This is a genomic window from Pseudomonas sp. LBUM1657, assembly GCF_059716075.1.
The window spans coordinates 583,430-606,689 of the sequence record NZ_CP166799.1 but is presented as its reverse complement, the minus strand read 5'-3'; the positions used below and the strand labels follow the sequence as shown (position 1 = coordinate 606,689).

Annotated in this window: 18 protein-coding genes; 5 read left to right on the top strand and 13 right to left on the bottom strand. The window is 59.7% G+C overall.

The window, feature by feature from the left end; all coding sequences use genetic code 11:
* Positions 1 to 129: 129 nt before the first annotated feature.
* From ACA055_RS02730 to amaB, 3 genes are all read right to left on the bottom strand, one after another.
* Complete coding sequence (locus ACA055_RS02730; protein ID WP_497682250.1) at positions 130 to 1,263, bottom strand: branched-chain amino acid ABC transporter substrate-binding protein; 1,134 nt, start codon at positions 1,261 to 1,263, stop codon at positions 130 to 132.
* Between the two features lie 363 nt (positions 1,264 to 1,626).
* Positions 1,627 to 2,910, bottom strand: a complete 1,284-nt coding sequence (amaA, locus tag ACA055_RS02725) for an L-pipecolate oxidase (RefSeq protein ID WP_497682249.1) — start codon at positions 2,908 to 2,910, stop codon at positions 1,627 to 1,629.
* 156 nt (positions 2,911 to 3,066) lie between these two features.
* On the bottom strand, positions 3,067 to 4,557 hold the full coding sequence (gene amaB, locus ACA055_RS02720; protein WP_497682248.1) for an L-piperidine-6-carboxylate dehydrogenase: 1,491 nt from the start codon (positions 4,555 to 4,557) through the stop codon (positions 3,067 to 3,069).
* Between the two features lie 184 nt (positions 4,558 to 4,741).
* Here amaB and ACA055_RS02715 point away from each other — a divergent pair, with 184 nt between their 5' ends.
* The 3 genes from ACA055_RS02715 (at position 4,742) to nadE (ending at position 7,843) form a co-directional block, all read left to right on the top strand.
* Positions 4,742 to 5,653, top strand: a complete 912-nt coding sequence (locus ACA055_RS02715) for a LysR family transcriptional regulator (protein WP_497682247.1) — start codon at positions 4,742 to 4,744, stop codon at positions 5,651 to 5,653.
* A gap of 134 nt (positions 5,654 to 5,787) precedes the next feature.
* Complete coding sequence (pncB, locus tag ACA055_RS02710; protein WP_497682246.1) at positions 5,788 to 7,011, top strand: nicotinate phosphoribosyltransferase; 1,224 nt, start codon at positions 5,788 to 5,790, stop codon at positions 7,009 to 7,011.
* Positions 7,012 to 7,015: 4 nt separating this feature from the next.
* Positions 7,016 to 7,843 carry an NAD(+) synthase gene (gene nadE, locus ACA055_RS02705; RefSeq protein ID WP_497682245.1) on the top strand — a complete coding sequence of 276 codons (828 nt, stop codon included), beginning with the start codon at positions 7,016 to 7,018 and terminating at the stop codon, positions 7,841 to 7,843.
* Positions 7,844 to 8,017: 174 nt separating this feature from the next.
* Here nadE and azu read toward each other — a convergent pair whose 3' ends face one another.
* Entirely contained in the window at positions 8,018 to 8,464 is a 447-nt protein-coding gene (azu, locus tag ACA055_RS02700) for an azurin (RefSeq protein WP_497682244.1), read from the bottom strand.
* Positions 8,465 to 8,807: 343 nt separating this feature from the next.
* On the opposite strand from azu, the gene ACA055_RS02695 reads away from it, so the two are divergent.
* Entirely contained in the window at positions 8,808 to 9,395 is a 588-nt protein-coding gene (locus tag ACA055_RS02695) for a cytokinin riboside 5'-monophosphate phosphoribohydrolase (RefSeq protein ID WP_497682243.1), read from the top strand.
* Positions 9,396 to 9,463: 68 nt separating this feature from the next.
* Positions 9,464 to 9,652 (top strand): hypothetical protein, encoded by a 189-nt coding sequence (locus tag ACA055_RS02690; protein WP_007947526.1) that lies wholly within the window; start codon positions 9,464 to 9,466, stop codon positions 9,650 to 9,652.
* Between the two features lie 218 nt (positions 9,653 to 9,870).
* On the opposite strand, the gene ACA055_RS02685 is transcribed toward ACA055_RS02690, so the two are convergent.
* From ACA055_RS02685 to rpsF, 9 genes are all read right to left on the bottom strand, one after another.
* Positions 9,871 to 10,761, bottom strand: a complete 891-nt coding sequence (locus ACA055_RS02685; protein ID WP_497682242.1) for a transglutaminase family protein — start codon at positions 10,759 to 10,761, stop codon at positions 9,871 to 9,873.
* Entirely contained in the window at positions 10,761 to 13,247 is a 2,487-nt protein-coding gene (locus ACA055_RS02680) for a circularly permuted type 2 ATP-grasp protein (RefSeq protein ID WP_497682241.1), read from the bottom strand. Before ACA055_RS02680 ends, ACA055_RS02685 begins: the two co-directional genes overlap by 1 nt.
* Before the next feature lie 88 nt (positions 13,248 to 13,335).
* Positions 13,336 to 16,611: a transglutaminase family protein gene (locus tag ACA055_RS02675; RefSeq protein ID WP_497682240.1), complete on the bottom strand. Its 3,276-nt coding sequence runs from the start codon at positions 16,609 to 16,611 to the stop codon at positions 13,336 to 13,338.
* Positions 16,612 to 16,988: 377 nt separating this feature from the next.
* A complete protein-coding gene (locus ACA055_RS02670; RefSeq protein WP_497682239.1) occupies positions 16,989 to 19,304 on the bottom strand; it encodes a YgiQ family radical SAM protein in 2,316 nt (771 codons plus the stop codon).
* 186 nt (positions 19,305 to 19,490) lie between these two features.
* Positions 19,491 to 20,885: a replicative DNA helicase gene (gene dnaB / locus ACA055_RS02665; RefSeq protein ID WP_497682238.1), complete on the bottom strand. Its 1,395-nt coding sequence runs from the start codon at positions 20,883 to 20,885 to the stop codon at positions 19,491 to 19,493.
* Between the two features lie 121 nt (positions 20,886 to 21,006).
* Entirely contained in the window at positions 21,007 to 21,453 is a 447-nt protein-coding gene (gene rplI / locus ACA055_RS02660) for a 50S ribosomal protein L9 (RefSeq protein WP_008157007.1), read from the bottom strand.
* 19 nt (positions 21,454 to 21,472) lie between these two features.
* A complete protein-coding gene (locus ACA055_RS02655) occupies positions 21,473 to 22,366 on the bottom strand; it encodes a hypothetical protein (RefSeq protein ID WP_497682237.1) in 894 nt (297 codons plus the stop codon).
* Positions 22,367 to 22,402: 36 nt separating this feature from the next.
* Positions 22,403 to 22,633, bottom strand: coding sequence for a 30S ribosomal protein S18 (gene rpsR, locus ACA055_RS02650; protein ID WP_002551829.1), 231 nt, complete (start codon positions 22,631 to 22,633; stop codon positions 22,403 to 22,405).
* Positions 22,634 to 22,661: 28 nt separating this feature from the next.
* On the bottom strand, positions 22,662 to 23,084 hold the full coding sequence (rpsF, locus tag ACA055_RS02645; RefSeq protein ID WP_054595362.1) for a 30S ribosomal protein S6: 423 nt from the start codon (positions 23,082 to 23,084) through the stop codon (positions 22,662 to 22,664).
* Positions 23,085 to 23,260: the final 176 nt, after the last annotated feature.

The following is a 23,260-nucleotide window of genomic DNA, read 5'->3' as shown; positions in this document are numbered from 1 at the left end:
TGCGACGGACCGGGGTTCAGCCGCCGGCGCAAGCCGGTTGTGTGCAGCTCTACGAGAAAAGACAGGTACTGCACGGACATGTTCTTTGATTGCCCGGCGCACACGGCGCCGGGCAATCAGCCGTTCATATCACTTCTGTTTTTCCAGCTGGTGGTATTTGCCGTCCTTGTCCCACTGATAAACCACATAGTCGGAGACTTTCAGGTCGCCCTTGGCGTCCCAGGTCTTCTCGCCCATGACGGTTTTGACCGGGTTCTTCTTCAACCACGCGGCAGCATCTTCACCCTTGTTGGATTTGGCGCCATTGAAAGCAGCCGCCAGGGTCTGAACCGAGGCGTAGGCGTACAGGGTGTAGCCTTCAGGCTCGGTGCCTTTCTTGCGGAACTCGTCCACGACGGTCTTGCTGTCTGGCAGCAGGCGTGGGTCGGCGCCGAAGGTCATCAGCACGCCGTCAACGAATTGCGGACCGCCAGCGGTGGTCACCAGTTCGTCGGTCACGATGCCGTCATCGGACATGAACTTGACGTCTTTGAGGCCTTGCTCACGCAGTTGACGAACCAGAGGACCGGCTTCCGGGTGCAGGCCACCGAAGTAGACGATGTCGGCGCCAGCGCCGCGGATTTTGGTAACGATGGTGCTGAAGTCTTTCTCGCCGCGGGTCAGGCCTTCGTACAGCACCGGCGTTACGCCGCGCTTGACCAGTTGAGCCTTGGTGGCGTCCGCCAGACCTTGCCCGTAAGTGTCTTTGTCGTGCAGAACCACGACTTTCTTGCCTTTGAGCACGTCGACGATATAGTCGCCGGCCACGATGCCTTGCTGGTCGTCACGCCCACACATACGGAACATGCCGCTCAGGCCACGTTCGGTAACTAGTGGGTTGGTGGAACCGGGAGTGATCGTAATAATGCCCGCTTCGTCGTAGATCTCGGAAGCCGGGATGGTGGAGGAAGAGCAGAAGTGACCGACCACGCCGGCAACTTTCTGGTTGGTCAGGTCCTTGGCGACCGTCACAGCCTGTTTCGGTTCGCAGGCGTCATCGCCCTTGACCAGTAAGATTTTCTCCCCGTTTACGCCGCCCGCTGCGTTGACCGCATCGGCCGCTGCCTGTGCACCCTTCATGTACTGCTCGCCAAATGCCGCGTTGGCGCCTGTCATCGGGCCCGCCACACCGATTTTCACATCAGCCTGTGCAAACGCAGAAACACCCAACGCAGCTGCCACTGCGAGGGCCAGAAAGCCTTTCTTGTAAAACGTCTGGGACATGAGGTGGTGCTCCAAGGTTTTTTTTAGTTGGCACTGCTACTTCTCTGAATGCTCAGAGCAAGGGCCGTGCCATCGGTTTTTTATTCTGAAAAAAGTCGCTGCTTTATTGTTATTTCGACTGTTTTGTTCCCATTTTCATTGGGCGTGCAACCGTCTAAACCGCGGAAGGTGAAACCATTTATTTTTAAAGGCGCAACCCGCATGCGCCATCATTGCAACCGCGGCGCCAAACGACGTGCAACCAGCCTGTAACAACCTGCGTCACCGAAGTGCACACTGCTGGTGCGGGACTGCTACAACCCGCACCATTACAGGCTAGCTGCTAAGCGAAAAAGCGCCGCTTCCAGCAACATATTTCAACAATCAAATAACGATCCGCAGGCACTGGCCTGCGTGATACAGCGAAAAACCCGCCTCATACAAACAGCTGCGCAATCCTGCACCCGCCAGTGGCTGCATGGGTGCGAAAGGAATCGGCAACGCTTGCGGATTTCCATTACACAAGTAATCGGCAAAGGCTTTGCCGACTACAGTGCCAGTAGTTACGCCACGACCGTTATAACCCGTGACTGCCACTAAACCGGGCGCCGGCTCGAACAGGCGCATCAAATGATCGGGCGTGAAAGCGATGCGACCGGTCCAGGTGCACTCCCATTCCACCGGTTTCAAATAAGGGAAATAGTGCTGCTGAACCCGATCAGCCCAGGCTTTGAGGAACCAGGTCGGCTTCTGATTGCCATTACCCAGACTGCCGAGCAGCAGGCGCCCGTCCTTGTCCCGACGAATGCTGCTCAGGACCTGGCGGGTGTCCCAGGAACCCTGGCCGCCCGGCAGGATTTGCTGGGCAGCCTCTTCAGTCAGCGGCACCGACGCCACTTGGTAGTAATAACCGGGGAAGAAATTGCGCCGCAACTCGGTCCAGTCGCCTTCGGTGTAAGCGTTGGAAGCAATCACCACTTGCTCGGCCAAAACCGAACCTTCCGCCGTTTGCACTGACCAGCGCTGGCCCTGACGTTCGAGTCGGGTCACCGGGGAATGATCGAACAACTGACCGCCAAGGCTGATGGCCGCTTTCGCCAGCCCCGTCGTGTAAGCCATCGGGTTGAGGGTGCCAGCACGCCGATCGAGCAGCGCGGCGGCAATCTTTTTAGTGCCCGTTGCTTGTTCGCAGGCTTGACCGGTCAACAGTTCAACCGGCGCGCCGCGACGCTTCCATTGTGCTTCACGACTGCGCAAGTCCGCTTCGCCACGGGCGTTGTGCGCCATGTGCAGCGTGCCTTCGCGGCGCAACTGGCAATCGATGTTGTATTTGTCGACCAGGCTGAACACCAGGGACGGCGCCGCTCCGAGCATACGATTGAGCTGACTGCCGACCGCCTCGCCGAAACCGGCTTCGATCTCGTCCGGTGGAATCCACATGCCGGCATTGACCAGCCCGACGTTGCGCCCCGATCCGCCATGACCGGCGCGATGGGCTTCCAGCACACAAACGCTTTTGCCCTGCTCCAGCAGATGCACCGCCGCCGACAGACCGGTGAAACCGGCGCCGATGACGCAGACATCAGCCTTGACCTCGCCCTTGAGCGCGGCGTTGTCGGGCCTTTGCGGCGTCAGTTTTTCCCACAGACACTCTTCGCGTAACGGCATTGCCAGACTCCAACAGAAACCTAACCAACACACAGTTTCCAATGTGGGAGCGGGCTTGCTCGCGAAAGCGGCGTGTCAGACAACATCAATGTCGACTGACAGATTGCATTCGCGAGCAAGCCCGCTCCCACAGGGGATCATTGCTTGATTCGAGATTTAGTCGAATGTAATCCCTTGAGCCAACGGCAACTCCAGCGAGTAGTTCACGGTGTTGGTCTGACGGCGCATGTACCCGCGCCATGCATCGGAGCCGGACTCACGACCACCGCCCGTCTCTTTCTCACCGCCAAACGCACCACCGATTTCTGCGCCGCTCGGGCCGATGTTGACGTTGGCGATGCCGCAGTCGCTGCCCACTGCCGACATGAATTGTTCAGCTTCACGCACGTCCGTGGTGAAGATGCACGAGGACAGGCCTTGTGGCACCGAGTTGTTCAGACGCAGCGCTTCGTCGAAATCCTTGTAACCGACCACGTACAAGATTGGCGCAAAGGTTTCATCGCGGACCACGTCGCTCTGCTCCGGCATTTCGACGATGGCCGGCGAGACGTAGTAAGCGTTCGGGTATTTGTCTTCCAGTTGACGCTTGCCGCCAAACACCCGGCCGCCTTCGCTCAGGGCCTGTTCCAGCGCGTCCTGCATGTTTTCGAAGCTGTGTTTGTCGATCAGCGGACCGATCAGGTTGCCCTCGAGCGGGTTTCCGATGCGGACCTTGGAATAGGCAGCCTTGAGTCGGGTGACGATTTCTTCCTTCACCGATTCATGGGCAATCAGACGGCGCAAGGTGGTGCAACGCTGACCGGCGGTGCCGACGGCGCTGAACAGGATTGCGCGAACGGCCATGTCCAGGTCGGCGCTTGGGCCGAGGATCATGGCGTTGTTTCCGCCCAGTTCAAGAATGCTGCGAGCAAAGCGCGCGGCGATTTTCGGCGCCACTTCGCGGCCCATGCGGGTGCTGCCGGTGGCGCTGATCAGGGCGACACGCGGGTCATCGACCAGGGCTTCGCCGGCATCGCGGCCACCGATGATGACCTGGCTCAGGTGCGGCGGCGCATCGCTGAAGTTCTTCAGCACGCGGTCGAACAGTGCCTGGCAGGCCAGGGCGGTCAGCGGGGTTTTCTCGGAAGGTTTCCAGATCACCGGGTTGCCGCAGACCAGCGCCAGCGTGGTGTTCCAGGCCCAGACCGCGACCGGGAAGTTGAACGCGCTGATCACGCCGACGACACCCAGCGGATGCCAGGTTTCGCGCATGTGGTGGCCAGGACGCTCGGAAGCGATGGTCAAACCGTACAACTGACGGGACAAACCGACGGCGAAGTCGCAGATGTCGATCATTTCCTGAACTTCGCCCAGACCTTCCTGAGTGATCTTGCCGGCTTCCCAGGAAACCAGTTCGCCGAGGTCGGCCTTGTATTCGCGCAGGATGTCACCCAGTTGGCGCACCAGCTCGCCTCGGCGTGGTGCCGGGACCTTGCGCCACAATTCGAACGCATGATCTGCGCGACTGATGTGCTGCTCGACTTCAGCGGCGCCTTCCCAGTTCACAGCGGCAATCTGGCTGCCATCGATCGGCGAATGCACCGGCACTTTGCCGTTCTGGTACAGGGCCGGGTTCACACCAAGACGATCAAGCAATGCGGCAACCATGGGTCACTCCTCAAGCAAAAAACAGAAAACGTGCAGCCGGATGAACTCGGCTGATCAGACCTCTAGTTTTAGCGCCACTGAGGTTACCCAACAAACGACCTTTAAGAGAGATATCATTCCGTTTATTCATGCTGCGAATCTGCCGGTAAAAAAAAGCATAGAGAAACAAGAAAAAGGACCACCCATGCTGAATAAACGCTACTTGCCGTCGATCACCGCGTTGCAGTGTTTCGAGGCCGTGACCCGGCATTTGAGCTTCACCCGGGCCGCTGAAGAGTTGAACCTGACCCAGAGCGCCGTCAGCAAACAGGTCGCGCAACTCGAAGAGCTGTTGCAGCACCTGCTGTTCCGCCGGGTGCGCCGACGCCTGCAAATGACCCCAGCCGGTGATTTGTACCTGGTGGAAGTACGAAAAATCCTCACGCAGGTCGAGATGTCGACCCACTACCTGCGCTCCTACGGCGGTGAGACCGAAGTTTTGCGGGTTTCAACACCTCCGACTTTCGGCGCCCGTTGGCTGGTCCCACGCTTGAAAGGCTGGCGCCTGCGTCACCCGTCGATTCATCTGGACCTGTGCAGCGAGCAGGAGGCTGACGATCTGCTGCAAGGTCGCAGCGACCTGGCGTTCTATTTTGGCCAGGGCTCACGGCCCGGCACTGAATGCCTGAAACTGTTCGGCGAAGAGTTGGTGCCGGTCTGCGCGCCGGGCAGCCTGCCGGACACGCCCTTCACCGATCCTACGCAACTTACCGACCTGGTCCTGCTGCAAAACGCCTCCCGGCCCCAGGCCTGGCACGACTGGTTCGACAGCCAGGGTTACCACACCGAGCACAGCTACCACGGCCCACGTTTTGAAACCTTTTACATGTGCATTCGCGCGGCGCAAGTCGGTTGCGGCGTGGCGCTGTTGCCACGGTTTTTGGTGGAAGAGGAACTGGCCGACGGCAAACTGGTCATTCCCTGGCAGCATGCAATGCCCAGCAGTGACGCCTATTACCTCGCGTATCCGGAACATTCGGCAGAAGTGCCCAAGGTTCGGGATTTTGTGAAGTGGATGCTGGAGCAGATTGATAGCCCGGTCATGTCACCTATTTAGAGATGCACTCCGTACCTGTGGTGGTCTAAAAAAACGCTGGCAATCCCCACCTCTGATATGCGCCACTAGCCCCATTCATTGAAACAGCTGCAACGTCGCCGCCATGGGCCGCGGCCAGCCTGGAGATACCCGTTATGAGCGAGAGTGTGTTTGCCGATCGCATCGTGCAGAACCTGCTCGACACCGACTTCTACAAACTGACGATGATGCAGGCGGTGCTGCACAACTACCCGAACGTAGAAGTCGAATGGGAGTTTCGTTGCCGTAACAGTGAGGATCTGCGGCCGTACCTGGCGGAGATCCGGTTCCAGATCGAGCGCCTGGCCGAGTTGAGCCTGAGTGCCGACCAGCTGAGTTTCATGGAGCGCATCAGCTTCATGAAACCGGATTTCCTGCGGTTTCTCGGGTTGTTCCGCTTCAACCTGCGCTACGTCCACACCGGTATCGAAAACGGCGAACTGTTCATCCGACTGCGCGGGCCATGGCTGCATGTGATTCTGTTCGAAGTGCCGTTGCTGGCGATCGTCAGCGAAGTACGCAACCGCTATCGCTACCGGGAAATCGTGCTGGAGCAGGCCCGCGAGCAGCTCTATCGCAAGTTCGACTGGCTGACCGCCAACGCCAGTAGCGACGAATTGTCCGAATTGCAGGTAGCCGATTTCGGCACCCGTCGTCGTTTCTCGTACCGCGTGCAGGAAGAAGTGGTGAACGTGCTCAAACACGACTTCCCCGGGCGCTTTGTCGGCACCAGCAACGTGCACCTTTCCCGCGAACTGGACATGAAACCGCTGGGCACCATGGCTCACGAGTGGATCATGGCCCACCAGCAACTCGGCCCGCGACTGATCGACAGCCAGATTGCCGCCCTGGATTGCTGGGTCCGCGAATATCGCGGCTTGCTGGGGATCGCCCTGACCGACTGCATTACCACCGATGCCTTCCTCGGCGATTTCGACCTGTATTTCGCCAAGCTTTTCGACGGCTTGCGCCATGACTCCGGTGATCCGGTACTTTGGGCGGAAAAATCCATCGCCCACTACCACAAGCTCGGCATCGACCCGATGAGCAAGACGCTGGTGTTCTCCGACAGCCTGACGCTGCCCAAATCCCTGGAGATTTTTCGGGCGTTGCGGGGTCGGATCAATGTCAGCTTTGGCATCGGCACCAACCTGACCTGCGATATTCCGGGTGTCGAACCGATGAGCATCGTGCTTAAAATGACCGCCTGTAATGGCCAGCCGGTGGCAAAGATCTCCGATGAGCCTGGCAAGACGCACTGCAAAGACCCGAATTTCGTCGCCTATTTGCGACATGTTTTCCAAGTTCCTGCCCTATCCAGCATTTCTACCAAGGAGTGAATTCATGCAAGCCGTACAGCGTGAGATTGCTGAACAGCTCAAGGTCCAGCCGCCATTCGCCGACCAGGCCGCCCTCGAGGCTGAAGTCGCCCGGCGGATTACCTTCATCCAGGATTGCCTGGTCAATTCCGGGCTCAAGACCTTGGTGCTGGGCATCAGCGGCGGCGTCGATTCCCTGACCGCCGGCCTGCTCGCCCAGCGCGCCATGCGCGAACTGCGCGAGCGCACCGGTGACGACAGCTACAAATTCATCGCCGTGCGCCTGCCGTACGAAACCCAGTTCGATGAACACGACGCTCAGGCTTCGGTGGATTTCATCGCCCCGGATGAGCGCCATACGGTGAACATCGGCCCGGCGGTCAAGTCCCTGGCCAATGAAGTCGCGGCGTTTGAAGGCAAGCATGCGGTTTCGGTGGATTTCGTGCTCGGCAACACCAAGGCGCGGATGCGTATGGTCGCCCAGTACACCATCGCCGGCGCGGCCCATGGCCTGGTGATCGGCACCGACCACGCGGCGGAAGCGGTGATGGGTTTCTTCACCAAATTCGGTGATGGCGCCTGCGACCTGGCACCGCTGAGCGGTCTGGTGAAAAACCAGGTCCGCAACATCGCCCGCAGCTTCGGCGCGCCGGAGTCGTTGGTGGAAAAAATCCCGACCGCCGACCTTGAAGACCTGTCGCCTGGCAAACCGGACGAGGCGTCCCACGGCGTGACCTACGCCGAGATCGACGCATTCCTGCACGGCGAGCCGGTGCGCGAGGAAGCGTTCAGGATTATCTGCGATACGTATAAAAAGACCCATCACAAGCGTGTGATGCCGTTTGCGCCTTAAACTGTGCGCGAACAAGAAAGCCCGCTGAAGCGTTGATCTTCAGCGGGCTTTTTTTGGCTCCGGGCATGTGTGGATGCTGAAGCAGTCTTGGCGAGCGAGCCCGCTCCCACAGCGCTACGCGGTCGAGTGTGGGAGCGGGCTTGCTCGCGAAGAACGATAACGCGGTGGTCAGGCTTACTTCAGGATAATGGTGCCTTTCATCATCGAGATGTGGCCCGGGAACGAGCAGAAGAAGCCGTATTTTTCGTTGGCATTGAGTTTCGACAAGTCGAAGGTTACCGAGTCGGTTTCCTTGGCGCCGATGAGTTTGGTGTGGGCGATGATGCGGGCATCACCTTCTTTCAGATAGTCCTTATCGATACCGGCAGTCAGGCCGTCGGTGGCGATCGGCTGCATGTCAGCCTCTTTGCTCAGCACCCAGTTATGACCCATCACGTTTTTCGGCAGGTTACCGGAGTGCTTCAGCTCCACGGTAAACGTTTTGCAACTCTTGTCGATGCTGATTTCCTTGGTATCGAAGGACATCTGATCAGTCGAGTCGACAGTGACCTTGCATTCGGCAGCCATCAATTGACTGCTGGCCAGCGTCAGCAGGGATACCGCAACAAGTTTGGCAAACATGGTGAATCTCCAAGGCAGGGTTAACAAAAGTGCGAATGGACAGAAGACTGCCTGAAAACTTCGCAAGTTCCTATGACCTGAATCAAAAATTGTATACAACTTTCGAGCTATGACGCTCATCGAGACAATCTAACAGCCAGGTGTCTGGTACGGCCCTATCATCAGGCCGTCATCACTCAACCGGAGCGTCTGTCATGTCCATCAACAGCTTTTTGTGCAGTTTGCTCGCCGCCTACGCCTGTGGCGCCAGTGGCACCTGTGAAACCCCCGAACGCGAAGTTTAGACCTTGGAGTGCCGCTTGCCTGCCATTACTCTGTGGCCATACTGACCATGGAGTAAGGCATGTCTTTAGCGTCTGTTTGTGTATTTTGTGGTGCCAGCACCGGCACCAATCCGGCTTATCGTGAAGCGGCTGTCGCCCTGGGACGTGCCTTGGCCGAGCGCAAGCTGACCCTGGTCTATGGCGGCGGCGCGGTCGGGCTGATGGGCATCGTCGCCGACGCGGCGCTGGCGGCCGGCGGTGAAGTGATCGGAATCATCCCGCAAAGCCTCAAGGACAAGGAAATCGGCCACAGCGGCCTGACCCGCCTGGAAGTGGTCGACGGCATGCATGCGCGCAAGGCGCGGATGGCCGAGCTCAGCGATGCGTTTATCGCTCTGCCCGGCGGCCTGGGCACACTGGAAGAACTGTTCGAAGTCTGGACCTGGGGCCAGCTCGGTTACCACGGCAAACCGCTGGGTCTGCTGGAAGTGAACGGTTTCTACAGCAAATTGACCGGTTTTCTTGATCATATCGTCGGCGAAGGCTTCGTTCGCGAAGCGCACCGTGACATGCTGCAAGTGAGCGAATCGTCGCAAACCCTGCTCGATGCTCTGGACGCCTGGCAGCCAACAGTGGTGCCGAAGTGGACAGAGCAAAAACCCAGCTAACGGCTCGACGCCGATACAGGGCAGAATATGCGCCGCTCAACCTCACCTTCGACCCCAGAGGATCGCCCATGGCTAAACCTAATTATTCCTTCGCCAAACGTCAGAGAGACTTGGCAAAGGAGCAGAAGAAAGAGGAAAAGCTTCAGCGCAAGAAAGCTACAGCTGAAGAAGAAGCAGCAGCACTGAACCCGGATGCCGAAGGCGAAGTGGCTACAGACGAAACTGAAGCACCGAAAGATCAGGCGCCCGACGCCTGAGACCCTCAGGGCCCGATGACCTGATCAGGCCCACCGGATCTGTGTCCAGGGTCAGCAGTTACGCTGCTGACCCTCACAGGCCAATCTGAAATACCCCTCCAGAATGCACTGCACATCACCTGTGGGAGCGGGCTTGCTCGCGAAAGCGGTCTGCCAGTCACATCAGTGTTGAACGTGCCGTCGCTTTCGCGAGCAAGCCCGCATACATTGGATCTCTATTACTCCAACGGCATTACTGTCACTCGAACTTCAGGGTCGTGGTTCCCGCCCCCAAGAATCACCCCACGCAACGGCGAGACATCGGAAAAATCACGGCCCCAGGCCAGGGTGATGTGCTCCAGCGCCGGTTGCACGTTGTTGGTCGGATCGAAATCGACCCAGCCCAGTACCGGGCAGAACACCGAGACCCAGGCATGGGACGCATCGGCGCCGATCAGTCGCGGTTGACCTGGAGGTGGCTGAGTCAGCAAATAGCCACTGATATACCGCGCGGCCAATCCACGGGAGCGTATGCACGCAAGCATCAGGTGAGCGAAGTCCTGGCAAACCCCGCGTCGGCGCTCCAGCACTTCCACCAGCGGCGTCGCCACTTGGGTGGCTTCGGCGTCGAAGGTGAATTCGCTGAAGATCTTCTCCATCAGCGCCCGAACGCCCAGCAACAAAGGTCTTCCCGGTGGAAAGCAGCTTTGCGAAAACTCGACGAAGTTGCGCTTCAAATGCACGTAAGGCGATTCGAAGCGGTAACGGCACGCTTCCAGCAAATCAGCGCCGAGCGGCTGACTGCTGTAAGTCAGCGCGTTGCGGGTGTCTTCCCACGCTGGGGATTGATTGAAATCCAGCGCAGGCCGGGCCAGCACCTCGACGGTGAGCCGGGCGTTGACCAGCAATTCATCGTGCGGCCGCTCGAATGCCAGCCGGGTCAGCGGATTACCGAACACATCCAGTTCATCACGGCGCGATGTCGGCGCCGGGCTGATCTGCAATAGCTGCTCGGTGCAGCGCTGCCACGCGCAAGGCCGGGGCCACAGGTGCGCCAATTGCTGAGCCAGGGACACCGGGCTGTCGTAGTGATAATGGGTGTCGTGGAGAATCTGGTAATGGGCGTTCATCAGACGGATACCGTGCGCTGGCTGACATCATCGACATGGGCGAAATGGCGCAAGGCCAAGCGATCCGACACTTGCCCGCTGGCATCGGCGATTTCTTGCAGCAGATCGGCCAGCCCCTCGATGGCGGCGCGGACACTGGTTTCGCCGAACAGCGGGTTTTCCAGACAGCCCAGATCGAATCGCGCCAGACGCTCCACCAACTGCGGCAGGCTGGCGTCGCGCGGCGCACCAAAATCATCGTTCAAGCGCTTGAGCGTGCGGGTCACCAGCTTCAACTGAAACAGCACGGCGTGGGGGTTTTGCTCATCGAGCAGCAACAGGTCCAGCACCGGGATCAGTTGCGCCACCGCCAGATACCGCGAGCGATAGGTGATGCTGCTGTTGCCAAGCTCCAGCAGCCACTCCAGCCCGGCCTGATCAAAGACGCCGGCACCCCGAAGAAATGCCGCCAGGCTGCCGCTAAGAAATTGCAGCCGCTCGATCCGCCGGCCGATCATCAGGAAACGCCAGCCTTCGTCCCGTGTCATGTCGTCCAGGGCAAAACCGGACAGCGCCGCCAGGGACATCACCAGACGGTTGAGAAAGTCCAGCAACTCACCGAAATCCGGCTCGTCGGTTTCCAGCTCCAGGGCTTCACGCTGCAACTCCACCAGTGCCTGCCAGTTTTCCCGCGAGAGCTTGCCGCGCACCTGCGAGGCAGCCCACTGCAAACGTTGCAGGTTGGAGCGCAGGCTGAACGGCCAGTCATCGCCGAGCAGTGCCGCCAGCAAACGCTCTGGCAACTCGCCCTCATCCGGCAACAGCATCAGCCGTTCACCGAGGTCGACCGCTGCCTCCAGGGCTTGCGGATCGTCGCCATCGACGTACCGCGCCAGCATGATCCGCAGCAGCCGCGCGCTGTCATCGCAGCGCTCGCAATAGCGACCGAACCAAAACAGGTTTTCCACCACCCGCGACGGCAAGTACGGATCGCGGCGTACCAGATCGTGGACGCCAATAGTGCGCTGGGCCTTCCATTGTTCGCCGCTCGGTGGGCGATCCCCCAGCACCCAGGTGTCCTTGCTCGCACCGCCACGCTGCATCGACACCACTTCGGCATCCGCTTCTGCGGCAACCCGGGTCAGGCCACCAGGCAGCACCCGATAGCCATCGTGGCTGGCCACCGCATACACGCGCATGCCGATGGCCCGAGGTTGCAATTGACCGTCCTCAGCCTGCCAGATCGGTGCCTGAGACAATTGCGCCAGTTCTTGCGCGACATAGGCGTAAGGGCGAGCTTGCATGCGCTCAGCGAGTTCCTGACGCTGTTTTTCACTCAAATCACGGCCAAATACCGGCGCGAAGCTCTGGGATGGGAACGCAGGCTTGATCAGCAACTCCGGCAGTTTTTCCAGGGCCTGGGCCAGCACCGGCGCTTCGCCGCACCACCAGGTGGCAATGGACGGCAGGATCAGTTCCTCGCCGAACAGGAATTGATTGATCCTCGGCAGGAAGCCCAACAACCCCGGCGACTCCAGCACGCCGCTGCCAAGAGCGTTGGCCACCAGCACCCGGCCCTGACGCACGGCTTCGAGCAGACCCGGCACGCCTAGGGCCGAGTCGGTGCGCAGCTCCAGCGGGTCGCAGAAGTCATCGTCAAGCCGACGCATGATCGCGTGAACCCGACGCAGGCCGCTCAAGGTTTTCAAGTAGACAGTGGCATCACGCACCGTCAGGTCGCCGCCCTCCACCAGGGGATAACCGAGTTGTCGTGCCAAGTACAAATGTTCGAAATAGCTTTCATTGAAACGCCCCGGCGTGAGCAACACGATCAGCGGCGCTTCATCGTCGCTCGGTGCCTGACGGGCCAGGGTTTCCTGAAGCGTGCGGAAGAAACCGGCCAGATGCTGCACCTTCAGGTCGCGGTACAACTCGGGAAAGGCCCGGGACACGATGGTACGGTTTTCCAGGGCGTAACCGGCACCCGACGGCGCCTGGGTCCGATCCGCCGTCACCCACCAGCGGCCGTCGGGCGTACGCGCCAGATCCACGGCGTACAGGTGCAAAAAAGCCCCGTCGGGCGGCGTGATGCCCTGACAGGGCCAAAGAAAATTGTTATGACCGAATACCAGCTCGGCTGGCAGCAAACCTTCAGCGATCAAACGTTGCGGGCCGTACAGGTCCGCGAGCACCGCGTTGAGCAGCCGGGCCCGCTGGGCGATCCCGGCTGATAACTGCTCCCACTCATCGGCGGCCAGCACATGGGGCAACAGGTCCAGCTCCCACGGCCTGTCGGCGCCCTTGGGGTCGGCGTAGACGTTGTAGGTCACGCCGTTTTCCTGGATCTGCCGGGTCAGCAGCGCCTGACGCTGCACCAGTTGTGTTGGCGTGCTGCGTTGCAATTGATCGAACAGCCGCCGCCAATGCGGGCGCACGGCGCCGCTGTCGTCGAGCAGTTCGTGATAAGTGCCCGCCGTCAGCGGGTAGCGGTCAAGCAGGTCAGGCATGGAAAGCTCGGCAGACAGCAAAGAACGGTCAGACTAACGCAGGCTCATGACGCCCGGATATACGAAAAATCCGAGCGTCGCGTACGGTTTAGAAACGTCGCAAATCGAGAGTCATCGGCAGCTCGTCGTTCACTTCCATATTCGGTATAGGAAGTTTCCCTGGGCTGTGTCCGATGCGGAAGAAACGCGCCATCCGCCGGCTCTCGGCCTCATTGGCGTTCACCGGCAGGCTGTCGTAATTGCGGCCACCCGGATGAGCGACGTGGTACTGACAGCCACCCTGCGAACGCCCCATCCAGGTGTCGAGCAGGTCGAACACCAACGGCGCGTGCACCGGGATCGTCGGTTGCAGGCAGTTGGCCGGTTGCCAGGCGCGGAATCGCACACCCGCAACGAACTCGCCGACCCGCCCGGTGGGTTGCAATGGCACCGGAATGCCGTTGCAGGTCAGCAGATAACGCTGCGGCGGCAATCCCGTGAGCTTGACTTGCAAGCGCTCCAGCGACGAATCCACGTAACGCACGGTGCCACCGACCGCACCCTCCTCGCCCAGCACATGCCAAGGTTCGAGGGCCTGGCGCAATTCCAGCTCGATGCCGCTGACCGCGTAATCGCCCACCTTCGGGAAACGGAACTCCAGATGCGCCGCAAACCACTCGGCGCGCACGGGATAACCGGCGGCGTTGAGATCGACAATGACGTCGGCGAAATCCTGCTCGATAAAGTGCGGCAACATGAAACGGTCGTGCAACTCCGTGCCCCAGCGAGCCAGTTTCGGTGGCGCATAAGGCTCGCGCCAGAAACGTGCGACCAGTGCCCTCAGTAACAATTGTTGAGCCAGGCTCATGCGCGCATGAGGCGGCATTTCGAACGCTCTTAACTCGAGCAATCCAAGACGTCCGGTGGCGCCGTCCGGCGAATAGAGCTTATCGATGCAGAACTCGGCGCGATGGGTATTGCCGGTGACGTCGATCAGCAGATTGCGCAGCAGTCGATCCACCAGCCACGGCGCGCATTCCTCGCCCGGCTCAGGCATCTGGGCGAAGGCGATTTCCAGTTCGTACAAGGCATCATTACGAGCCTCATCAACCCGCGGTGCTTGCGACGTCGGGCCGATGAATAATCCGGAAAACAGGTAGGACAACGACGGATGGTTATGCCAATAACTGATCAGACTGCGCAGCAAGTCGGGACGACGCAGAAACGGTGAGTCAGCCGGTGTCGCACCACCCAGTACGAAATGGTTACCTCCGCCGGTACCGGTGTGCCGGCCATCGATCATGAATTTCTCGGTGGTCAGTCGGGTCTGGCGAGCTTCTTCGTAAAGAAATTCGGTGCGTTCAACCAGTTCGTCCCAAGTGGCGGACGGCTGCACGTTGACCTCGATCACACCTGGATCGGGGGTGATGCGAAAGTTGCTCAGGCGCGGATCGCTCGGTGGTTCATAGCCTTCCAGCAACACCGGGCAATGCAGTTCCTCAGCGGTGGCTTCAATGGCGGTGACCAGCTCCAGGTAATCCTCGACCCGCTCCAGTGGCGGCATGAACAGGTACAAGCGGCCGTCCCGCGCTTCGGCGCAGAAGGCAGTGCGGGTCAGCCAGTCGGCGGACTCGTCGATCTTCGGTGCGCGCTCGTCAGCAACGACAGGCGCGCCCTGGCTCTGCAGTTGTGCGGTTTCAGGCAGAGGCGGGAAATCCTGGTTCGGATCATTGGGATGGATGAACGGATACTCCGCCGCTTTCACCCAGGGCTGCGAGCCGAGCGGCAAGCGATATCCCAGCGGCGAATCCCCCGGCACCAGTCGGCAGTGTTCGTCGCGCAGATACCAGCGACCGCTTTGCCACTGATCACCCTTGGCGGTGCGCGCCAGCGGTAGGACCTGACCGATGACTTTGTCCAGGCCCTGGCTGAAGACTTTGCGCAGGCGCGCACGCTCCAGAGGCTCTTCAAGACGCGAGTCTTCAGCGCTGACGTTCTGCGGCAAAGCGCCTTCGCGCCAGAGGTAATAGAAATTGTCTTCGTAAGCCGGAAACACAAACCGTGTCGGAATTTTCAGGCGTTCCGCGACGCTTGCCAGAAAACGCCCAGCCAATTCGCCATCGGCGCCGTAGTCTTCCTGCTCATTGGCAATCAGCGCGCTGTTGAGCCAGATCGGCACGCCGTCGCGACGCCAGTAGCAGTTCAATGACCAACGCGGCAATTGCTCGCCGGGGTACCACTTGCCCTGACCGAAATGCACCAGGCCTTTGGGCGCGTAATGCTTGCGCATGCGCTGGAACAGTTCGGCGGACAGACGACGTTTGTCCGGCCCGAGTGCAGCCGTGTTCCACTCCGCACCGTCCGGGTCATCGATGGAAACGAACGTCGGCTCACCGCCCATGGTCAGGCGTACGTCACCCTCCAACAGGTCGGCATCGATCTGCCGGCCCAGGGACTGAATCGCCAGCCATTGGTCTTCGGTGTAGGGCTTGGTGACTCGCGGCGCTTCCCAAATCCGCTCCACGGACATTTCATGGGTGAATTCACACTCGCAAGGTTCAACCAGGCCACTGATCGGTGCCGCAGAGCCCGGATCTGGACTACACGCCAACGGGATATGTCCTTCACCGGCAAACAGCCCTGAGGTTGCGTCCAGGCCGATCCAGCCGGCTCCGGGCAAATAGACCTCACACCAGGCGTGCAGGTCGGTGAAGTCCACTTCAGTGCCCGAGGGGCCGTCGAGGCTTTTGACGTCGGCCGTCAGCTGGATCAGGTAACCGGAGACAAAACGCGCCGCCAGACCGAGATTGCGCAGCAGTTGCACCAGCAACCATGCCGAATCGCGGCAGGAACCGGAGGCCTGTTCGAGGGTGTGTTCAGGGGTTTGTACGCCCGGCTCCATGCGGATCAGGTAGCCGATGTCTTCGCTCAGGCGCTGGTTGAGAGCGACGAGGAAATCCACGCTGGGCAGCGGCGTGCGGTCGATGCCGTCCAGATAAGCCTTGAACGTCGGGGTCAGCGGCAAGGTTTCCAGGTACGGCGCCAGCTCCTTGCGCTCATCCGCGGCGTAGGCAAAAGGGATCTTTTCCGCGTAGGGCTCGAGGAAGAAGTCGAACGGATTGAAGACCGCCATCTCCGCCAGCAAATCGACTTCTATCCGCAGTTCAGCGGTTTTCTCCGGGAACACCAACCGCGCCAGGTAATTACCCTGGGGGTCCTGCTGCCAGTTGATGAAGTGCTGCTCGGGCGAAACTTTCAGCGCATAGGACAGTATCCGCGTGCGACTGTGCGCGGCCGGGCGCAGGCGAACGATCTGCGGACCGAGCTCGACGGCGCGGTCGTAGCGGTAATGCGTGACGTGGTGCAATGCGACATGAATCGACACGGCGTGCCTCCTGCGAGCCTTAAGCGTATTCGAAAGCGCGCAAGACTTATGCCATCCAGCAGCGGTGGCGCTTTCATAGATTTGCTAAGGGCAGTACAGCACCAAAATCGGGCGATGCGGGAAATTGGTTTGGGAGGATTGCACGCAAATGTGGCGATCAAGGACTGTCAGCCAGGATTTTCATCGGCTGTGCCGGCCTCTTCGCGAGCAAGCCCGCCCCCACAGGGGAACGTATTCCACTGTGGGGGCGGGCTTGCTCGCGAAGAGGCCAGTTACCCTGCGCATCTTTCGAACCGGAAACAGATCCCTGGTTTTTACGGCTCAGAAACGCAAAACGCCAACCCGAAGGTTGGCGTTCTGTTCAGCTCAAGCAGCGCTTAGCGCGGCACTACCGGCTTACGCGCAGGCTTTGGACCCTTGCCTTTGGCCGCGTCCTTGCGCTCCTTGGCCGCCTGCTGGTTGCGGGCGAACGCCGCAGCCTTGGCCTGTTCGCGCTTGTCCCACGGGTTGCCGCCATCGCTGGCGCGCGGTGGCAAGCCAGTGTGCTGGGTCAGGATCTTGGTGGTCTTTTCTCCTGCCACTTTATGGCTGCCGGCTGGCGTCGAGTTCTTGCGACGGGCGCTCTGGTAGCTGTCGGTCGCCGGCTGATGCAGCGGGATCAACTGGTTCTTGCCCGGCCCGATCAGGTCGGCGCGGCCCATGCGGGTCAGCGCTTCACGCAGCATCGGCCAGCCTTTCGGGTCGTGATAACGCAAGAACGCCTTGTGCAGACGACGCTGCTCTTCGCTCTTGACGATGGTCACGGCGTCGCTCTTGTAAGTCACCTTACGCAGCGGGTTCTTGCCCGAGTGGTACATCGCGGTGGCGGTGGCCATCGGTGACGGGTAGAACGCCTGCACCTGGTCGGCGCGGAAGCCGTTGCCCTTGAGCCACAGGGCCAGGTTCATCATGTCTTCGTCGGTGGTGCCCGGGTGGGCAGCGATGAAGTATGGAATCAGGTACTGCTCTTTCCCGGCTTCCTTGGAGTACTTCTCGAACATGCGCTTGAACTTGTCATAGCTGCCGATGCCCGGTTTCATCATCTGGTTGAGCGGACCTTCCTCGGTGTGTTCCGGGGCGATCTTCAGGTAACCACCGACGTGGTGGGTCACCAGCTCTTTGACGTATTCCGGCGATTCGACCGCGAGGTCGTAACGCAGGCCGGAAGCGATCAGGATCTTCTTCACACCCGGCAGGGCACGGGCGCTGCGATAGAGCTGGATCAGCGACGAGTGATCGGTGTTCAGGTTCGGGCAGATGCCAGGGAACACGCACGACGGCTTGCGGCACGCGGATTCGATTTCCGGGCTCTTGCAGGCGATGCGGTACATGTTCGCGGTCGGGCCGCCGAGGTCGGAAATGACGCCGGTGAAGCCTGGGACCTTGTCGCGGATCTCTTCGATTTCGCGAATGATCGACTCTTCGGAACGGTTCTGGATGATCCGGCCTTCGTGCTCGGTGATCGAGCAGAAGGTGCAGCCGCCGAAGCAGCCACGCATGATGTTCACCGAGAAGCGGATCATGTCGTAGGCCGGAATCTTCTCCTTGCCGTACGCCGGGTGCGGAATGCGCGCGTAGGGCATGCCGAACACGTAGTCCATTTCTTCGGTGGTCATCGGAATCGGAGGCGGGTTGAACCAGACGTCGACTTCGCCATGCTTCTGAACCAGTGCACGGGCGTTGCCCGGGTTGGTTTCCAAGTGAAGCACGCGGTTGGCGTGGGCATAAAGCACCGCGTCGCCACGAACCTTTTCAACCGAAGGCAGACGAATCACGGTCTTGTCGCGAGTCATTTTCGGGCTCGCCAGAATCTGCACGACCTTGGCTTCGCTCGGGTCTTCTGCACTTGAAACAGTCGCACCCTTTTCCTGCTCGATGGCGCAGGCCTGGGTGTCCTGGGTGTTCACGTACGGGTTGATGATCTTGTCGACCTTGCCCGGACGGTCGATGCGCGTGGAATCGACTTCGTACCAGTCTTTCGGCGTATCGCGACGGATGAACGCGGTGCCGCGCACGTCGGTGATGTCTTCGATCTTGTGCCCGTAGGACAGACGCTGGGCAACTTCGACGATCGCACGCTCGGCGTTGCCGTAGAGCAGGATGTCGGCGCAGGCGTCGATCAGGATCGAGTTGCGCACCCGGTCCTGCCAGTAATCGTAGTGGGCGATGCGGCGCAGGGAGGCTTCGATGCCACCGAGGACGATCGGCACGTTTTTGTAGGCTTCCTTGCAGCGCTGGCTGTAGACCAGGCTCGCGCGATCCGGACGTTTGCCCGCCAGGCCACCTGGGGTGTAGGCGTCATCGGAACGGATTTTCTTGTCGGCGGTGTAGCGGTTGATCATCGAGTCCATGTTGCCGGCCGCGACGCCGAAAAACAGGTTCGGCTCGCCGAGCTTCATGAAGTCGTCTTTGGACTGCCAGTTTGGCTGGGCAATGATCCCGACGCGGAAGCCTTGGGACTCCAGCAGCCGGCCGATGATCGCCATGCCGAACGACGGGTGGTCAACGTACGCATCACCGGTGACGATGATGATGTCGCAGGAATCCCAGCCAAGCTGATCCATCTCCTCCCTGCTCATCGGCAGGAATGGCGCTGGACCGAAACATTCGGCCCAGTACTTGGGATAGTCAAATAACGGCTTGGCTGTTTGCATGACGATGACCGGTGTTGAGATGAAAAATCGCGGGCGCGGAATATAGCACAAAAAACAACCAATTCCGACGGCTATGGTCGGAAATTACGCGTACCCCTGTGGGAGCGGGCTTGCTCGCGAAAGCGGTACATCGGTCAACATTGATGTCGACTGACACTCCCTCTTCGCGAGCAAGCCCACACAAGGTTACTCGTCGTCGAAGTTGTAGCTACCCGGCGCCAGGTTTTCGAATCGGGTGTACTTACCGATGAACGCCAGTCGTGACGTACCGATCGGACCGTTCCGCTGCTTGCCGATGATGATCTCGGCAATGCCTTTGTGCTCGGTTTCCGGGTGGTACACCTCGTCCCGGTACACGAACATGATGACGTCGGCATCCTGCTCGATCGCTCCCGATTCCCGCAAGTCGGAGTTGATCGGGCGCTTGTTGGGACGTTGCTCCAGGGAGCGGTTGAGCTGAGACAGTGCCACGACCGGGCAGTTGAATTCCTTGGCCAGGGCTTTCAAGGAACGGGAGATCTCGGAAATCTCGTTGGTCCGGTTGTCGCCGCCGGAACCAGGGATCTGCATCAACTGCAGGTAGTCGATCATGATCAGGGCGACATCGCCGTGCTCACGCACCAGACGCCGGGTCCGCGCCCGCATCTCCGACGGGCTGATACCAGCCGTATCGTCGATGAACAGTTTGCGATCGTTGAGCAGGTTGACCGCCGAGGTCAGGCGCGGCCAATCATCGTCGTCCAGGCGACCGGCTCGGACTTTGGTCTGGTCGATCCGGCCGAGGGACGACAACATACGCATGATCAGCGATTCGCCTGGCATCTCGAGCGAGTAGACCAGTACACACTTGTCGCTGCGCAATACGGCGTTTTCCACCAGGTTCATCGCAAAGGTGGTTTTACCCATGGACGGACGGCCGGCGACGATGATCAGGTCGGACGGCTGCAAGCCGCTGGTCATTCCGTCCAGGTCGGTGTAACCGGTGGACAGGCCAGTGATGGCGTTGTCGGTATTGAACAATGTGTCGATGCGGTCGATGGCCTTGGTCAGCAGGTCATTCACGCTCACCGGGCCGCCGGTTTTTGGCCGGGCCTCAGCGATCTGGAAGATCTGCCGTTCAGCTTCGTCGAGGATCTCTTCCGCGGAGCGGCCTTCCGGGTTGAAGGCGCTGTCGGCGATCTCGGTGGCGATGCCGATCAACTGCCGCAACGTCGCCCGCGCGCGAACGATCTGCGCATAGGCCTTGATGTTGGCGACGGACGGCGTGTTTTTAGCCAGCTCACCCAGGTAACCGAGGCCGCCGACTTGCGAGGTCTGACCTTCCTTGTCCAATTGCTCGGCAAGGGTCACGACGTCGATCGGGGAGTTCTGGTCGGCGAGCTTGGCAATCGCACGAAAGATCAGACGGTGGTCATGCCGATAGAAATCGCCGTCGGAGACTTGATCAAGCACGCGTTCCCAGGCGTTGTTGTCCAGCATCAGACCACCGAGCACAGCCTGTTCGGCCTCGATGGAATGCGGCGGCACCTTCAGGGCAGCGGTTTGCAGATCGTATTGCTCAGGAGCGGAGATATCGTTCATGGCCACTTGGAATTAGATGTGAAAATCAGGAACTGCAGAAAGACAAAGGGCACGACCTGTAAACAGGATCGTGCCCGATGTTACCGGCAAGCACCCGAGGGTGCCAGCCGACAAGTGCTGCTTAAGCTGCTACCACGACAACGCGTACGGTGGCTTCAACTTCGGCGTGCAGGTGCACGGCTACGTCGAATTCGCCTACGTTGCGGATAGTGCCGTTCGGCAGACGAACTTCGCTTTTTGCAACTTCAACGCCAGAGGCGGTCAGTGCATCAGCGATGTCGTGAGTACCGATCGAACCGAACAGCTTGCCTTCGTCGCCAGCGGTGGCAGTGATAGTCACTTCCAGCTCAGCCAGTTGGGCAGCGCGGTTTTCAGCCGAAGTTTTACGATCAGCTGCAGCTTTTTCCAGCTCAGCGCGACGCTCTTCGAACGCAGCCAGGTTGGCAGCGGTCGCAGCGGTAGCTTTGCCGTAAGGCAGCAGGTAGTTACGACCGTAACCAGCCTTAACGTTCACTTTGTCACCCAGGTTGCCCAGGTTGGTGACTTTTTCCAGAAGGATCAGTTGCATGTGAAAATCCTCTTAACTTTTAACCTTCACCGTTCGCGTTATCGGCATCTTTCGGTGCCGAACGACCGCGAAAATCAATCAGGCTGTCGACGATGGCCAAGACCACCAGCAACGGATAGATCAGCTGCATGAACAGCAACAGCGTCACGTACAACCCCACCAGCCAGAATCTGCCCAGTCGCTTTTGCGCCACCAGCCCGTGAATCAGGGCCAGCCCGGCGAACACCAGCGGTACGCTGCACAACGGCGTCAACATGGCCATCTGCGGACCGATGTTCGGCCCCAGAAGCATTAACGCCAGCAGCAACATCGCCGGCAAAAGCGGGAATCGGATGGCGCGAAACTCGCGACCAAAACCACCCGGGTTGTACAACAACGCCTGCCAGTAGCGCCCGACAAGCAGGCTCAGCACACTGACGATTTGCAACAAGGCCGCAATCAGGCCGGTCAGGACCGGTGCAATCAGGGACGCGAAACGCGCTTGCTCGTCTACCGACATTTGCTGGTAGACATCACCGAGAAGCGACGGCATGACTTTTATCAAAGCCTGCGCCAGCATCTCGATCTGGGGACCAAAAGCCGTCCCCAGCACCACTGAAAACACCACTCCCATCGCTATGCTGACCAGCAGCACGCGGATCCAGGACTCGCTTGCGCGCAAAACCAACGCAAGGCTCGAAGACCCCAGCAGCACCAGAAGTGCCCGTGGGTCATCGGAGTAAAGCCACCAGATCAACGCCGGCAGCAGTCCCAGAGCAAGAACGCCCAGGGCGTCCTTCAATCCGCGCCGCAGGAGCACAAGGCATCCGGCGGCAGCACCCAACCAATACAACAGCGGCAACGCTGCGCATCCGGCCACTACCAGAGTGGCCTGCATACGGCCGCGCATGATGAACTCAGCTAAGGCGCGCATGCATTCAATCCTTTGCTACGTGTCGACTGCCCGGTCTCAGCGGCCGTGGCTGTCGGTGTAGGCCAGCAGGGCCAGGAAGCGGGCGCGCTTGATAGCGGTGGCCAGCTGACGCTGATAACGTGCTTTGGTACCGGTGATACGGCTTGGAACGATTTTGCCGGTCTCGGATACATAAGCTTTCAGAGTGTTGAGATCTTTGTAATCGATCTCTTTCACGTCTTCAGCGGTGAAGCGGCAGAATTTACGACGACGGAAGAAACGTGCCATGTAATAGGCTCCTCAAAAGGTCCGTGGATTACTCGTCAGCGTTATCGCTGTTGTCGCTGTCATCACTGTCAACGCTTTCAGCGCCTTCGTGCTCAGGACGGTCGCGACGCTCACGGCGCTCACTGCGGTTTTCTTCAGCCTTGAGCATCTCGGATTGGCCGGTAACGGCTTCTTCGCGACGGATGACCAGGTTACGGATCACTGCATCGTTGTAGCGGAAGTTGTCTTCCAGCTCGGCCAGGGCCTTGCCAGTGCATTCAACGTTCAGCATCACGTAGTGAGCCTTGTGAACATTGTTGATTGCGTAGGCCAGTTGACGACGGCCCCAATCTTCCAGACGGTGGATTTTGCCGCCGTCTTCTTCGATCAGCTTGGTGTAACGCTCAACCATGCCGCCGACTTGCTCGCTTTGATCCGGGTGGACCAAAAAGATGATTTCGTAATGACGCATGAATGCTCCTTACGGGTTGTAGCCTGCCGCTCAAAAGCGGTCAGACAAGGAGTGAATGACACTTATGGACTTGCTGGCGATAGACACATGCGTGCCTGCCGTCACAGCAAGGGGCGCAATTGTAGAGAAGGGACAAGAGAGGCGCAAGGCAATTGGTGATTATTTGAACAGTGCGT

Bases quoted from the DNA above. Each gene is read 5' to 3' on its own strand.
- ACA055_RS02730 (WP_497682250.1), bottom strand. From the start codon at position 1,263: ATGTCCCAGACGTTTTACAAGAAAGGCTTTCTGGCCCTCGCAGTGGCA.
- amaB (WP_497682248.1), bottom strand. From the start codon at position 4,557: ATGGTTGCCGCATTGCTTGATCGTCTTGGTGTGAACCCGGCCCTGTAC.
- rpsR (WP_002551829.1), bottom strand. From the start codon at position 22,633: ATGGCACGTTTCTTCCGTCGTCGTAAATTCTGCCGCTTCACCGCTGAA.
- amaA (WP_497682249.1), bottom strand. From the start codon at position 2,910: ATGCCGTTACGCGAAGAGTGTCTGTGGGAAAAACTGACGCCGCAAAGG.
- ACA055_RS02680 (WP_497682241.1), bottom strand. From the start codon at position 13,247: ATGCCTGACCTGCTTGACCGCTACCCGCTGACGGCGGGCACTTATCAC.
- ACA055_RS02715 (WP_497682247.1), top strand. From the start codon at position 4,742: ATGCTGAATAAACGCTACTTGCCGTCGATCACCGCGTTGCAGTGTTTC.
- ACA055_RS02670 (WP_497682239.1), bottom strand. From the start codon at position 19,304: ATGCAAACAGCCAAGCCGTTATTTGACTATCCCAAGTACTGGGCCGAA.
- ACA055_RS02655 (WP_497682237.1), bottom strand. From the start codon at position 22,366: ATGCGCGCCTTAGCTGAGTTCATCATGCGCGGCCGTATGCAGGCCACT.
- ACA055_RS02685 (WP_497682242.1), bottom strand. From the start codon at position 10,761: ATGAACGCCCATTACCAGATTCTCCACGACACCCATTATCACTACGAC.
- ACA055_RS02690 (WP_007947526.1), top strand. From the start codon at position 9,464: ATGGCTAAACCTAATTATTCCTTCGCCAAACGTCAGAGAGACTTGGCA.
- pncB (WP_497682246.1), top strand. From the start codon at position 5,788: ATGAGCGAGAGTGTGTTTGCCGATCGCATCGTGCAGAACCTGCTCGAC.
- azu (WP_497682244.1), bottom strand. From the start codon at position 8,464: ATGTTTGCCAAACTTGTTGCGGTATCCCTGCTGACGCTGGCCAGCAGT.
- dnaB (WP_497682238.1), bottom strand. From the start codon at position 20,885: ATGAACGATATCTCCGCTCCTGAGCAATACGATCTGCAAACCGCTGCC.
- nadE (WP_497682245.1), top strand. From the start codon at position 7,016: ATGCAAGCCGTACAGCGTGAGATTGCTGAACAGCTCAAGGTCCAGCCG.
- rpsF (WP_054595362.1), bottom strand. From the start codon at position 23,084: ATGCGTCATTACGAAATCATCTTTTTGGTCCACCCGGATCAAAGCGAG.
- rplI (WP_008157007.1), bottom strand. From the start codon at position 21,453: ATGCAACTGATCCTTCTGGAAAAAGTCACCAACCTGGGCAACCTGGGT.
- ACA055_RS02695 (WP_497682243.1), top strand. From the start codon at position 8,808: ATGTCTTTAGCGTCTGTTTGTGTATTTTGTGGTGCCAGCACCGGCACC.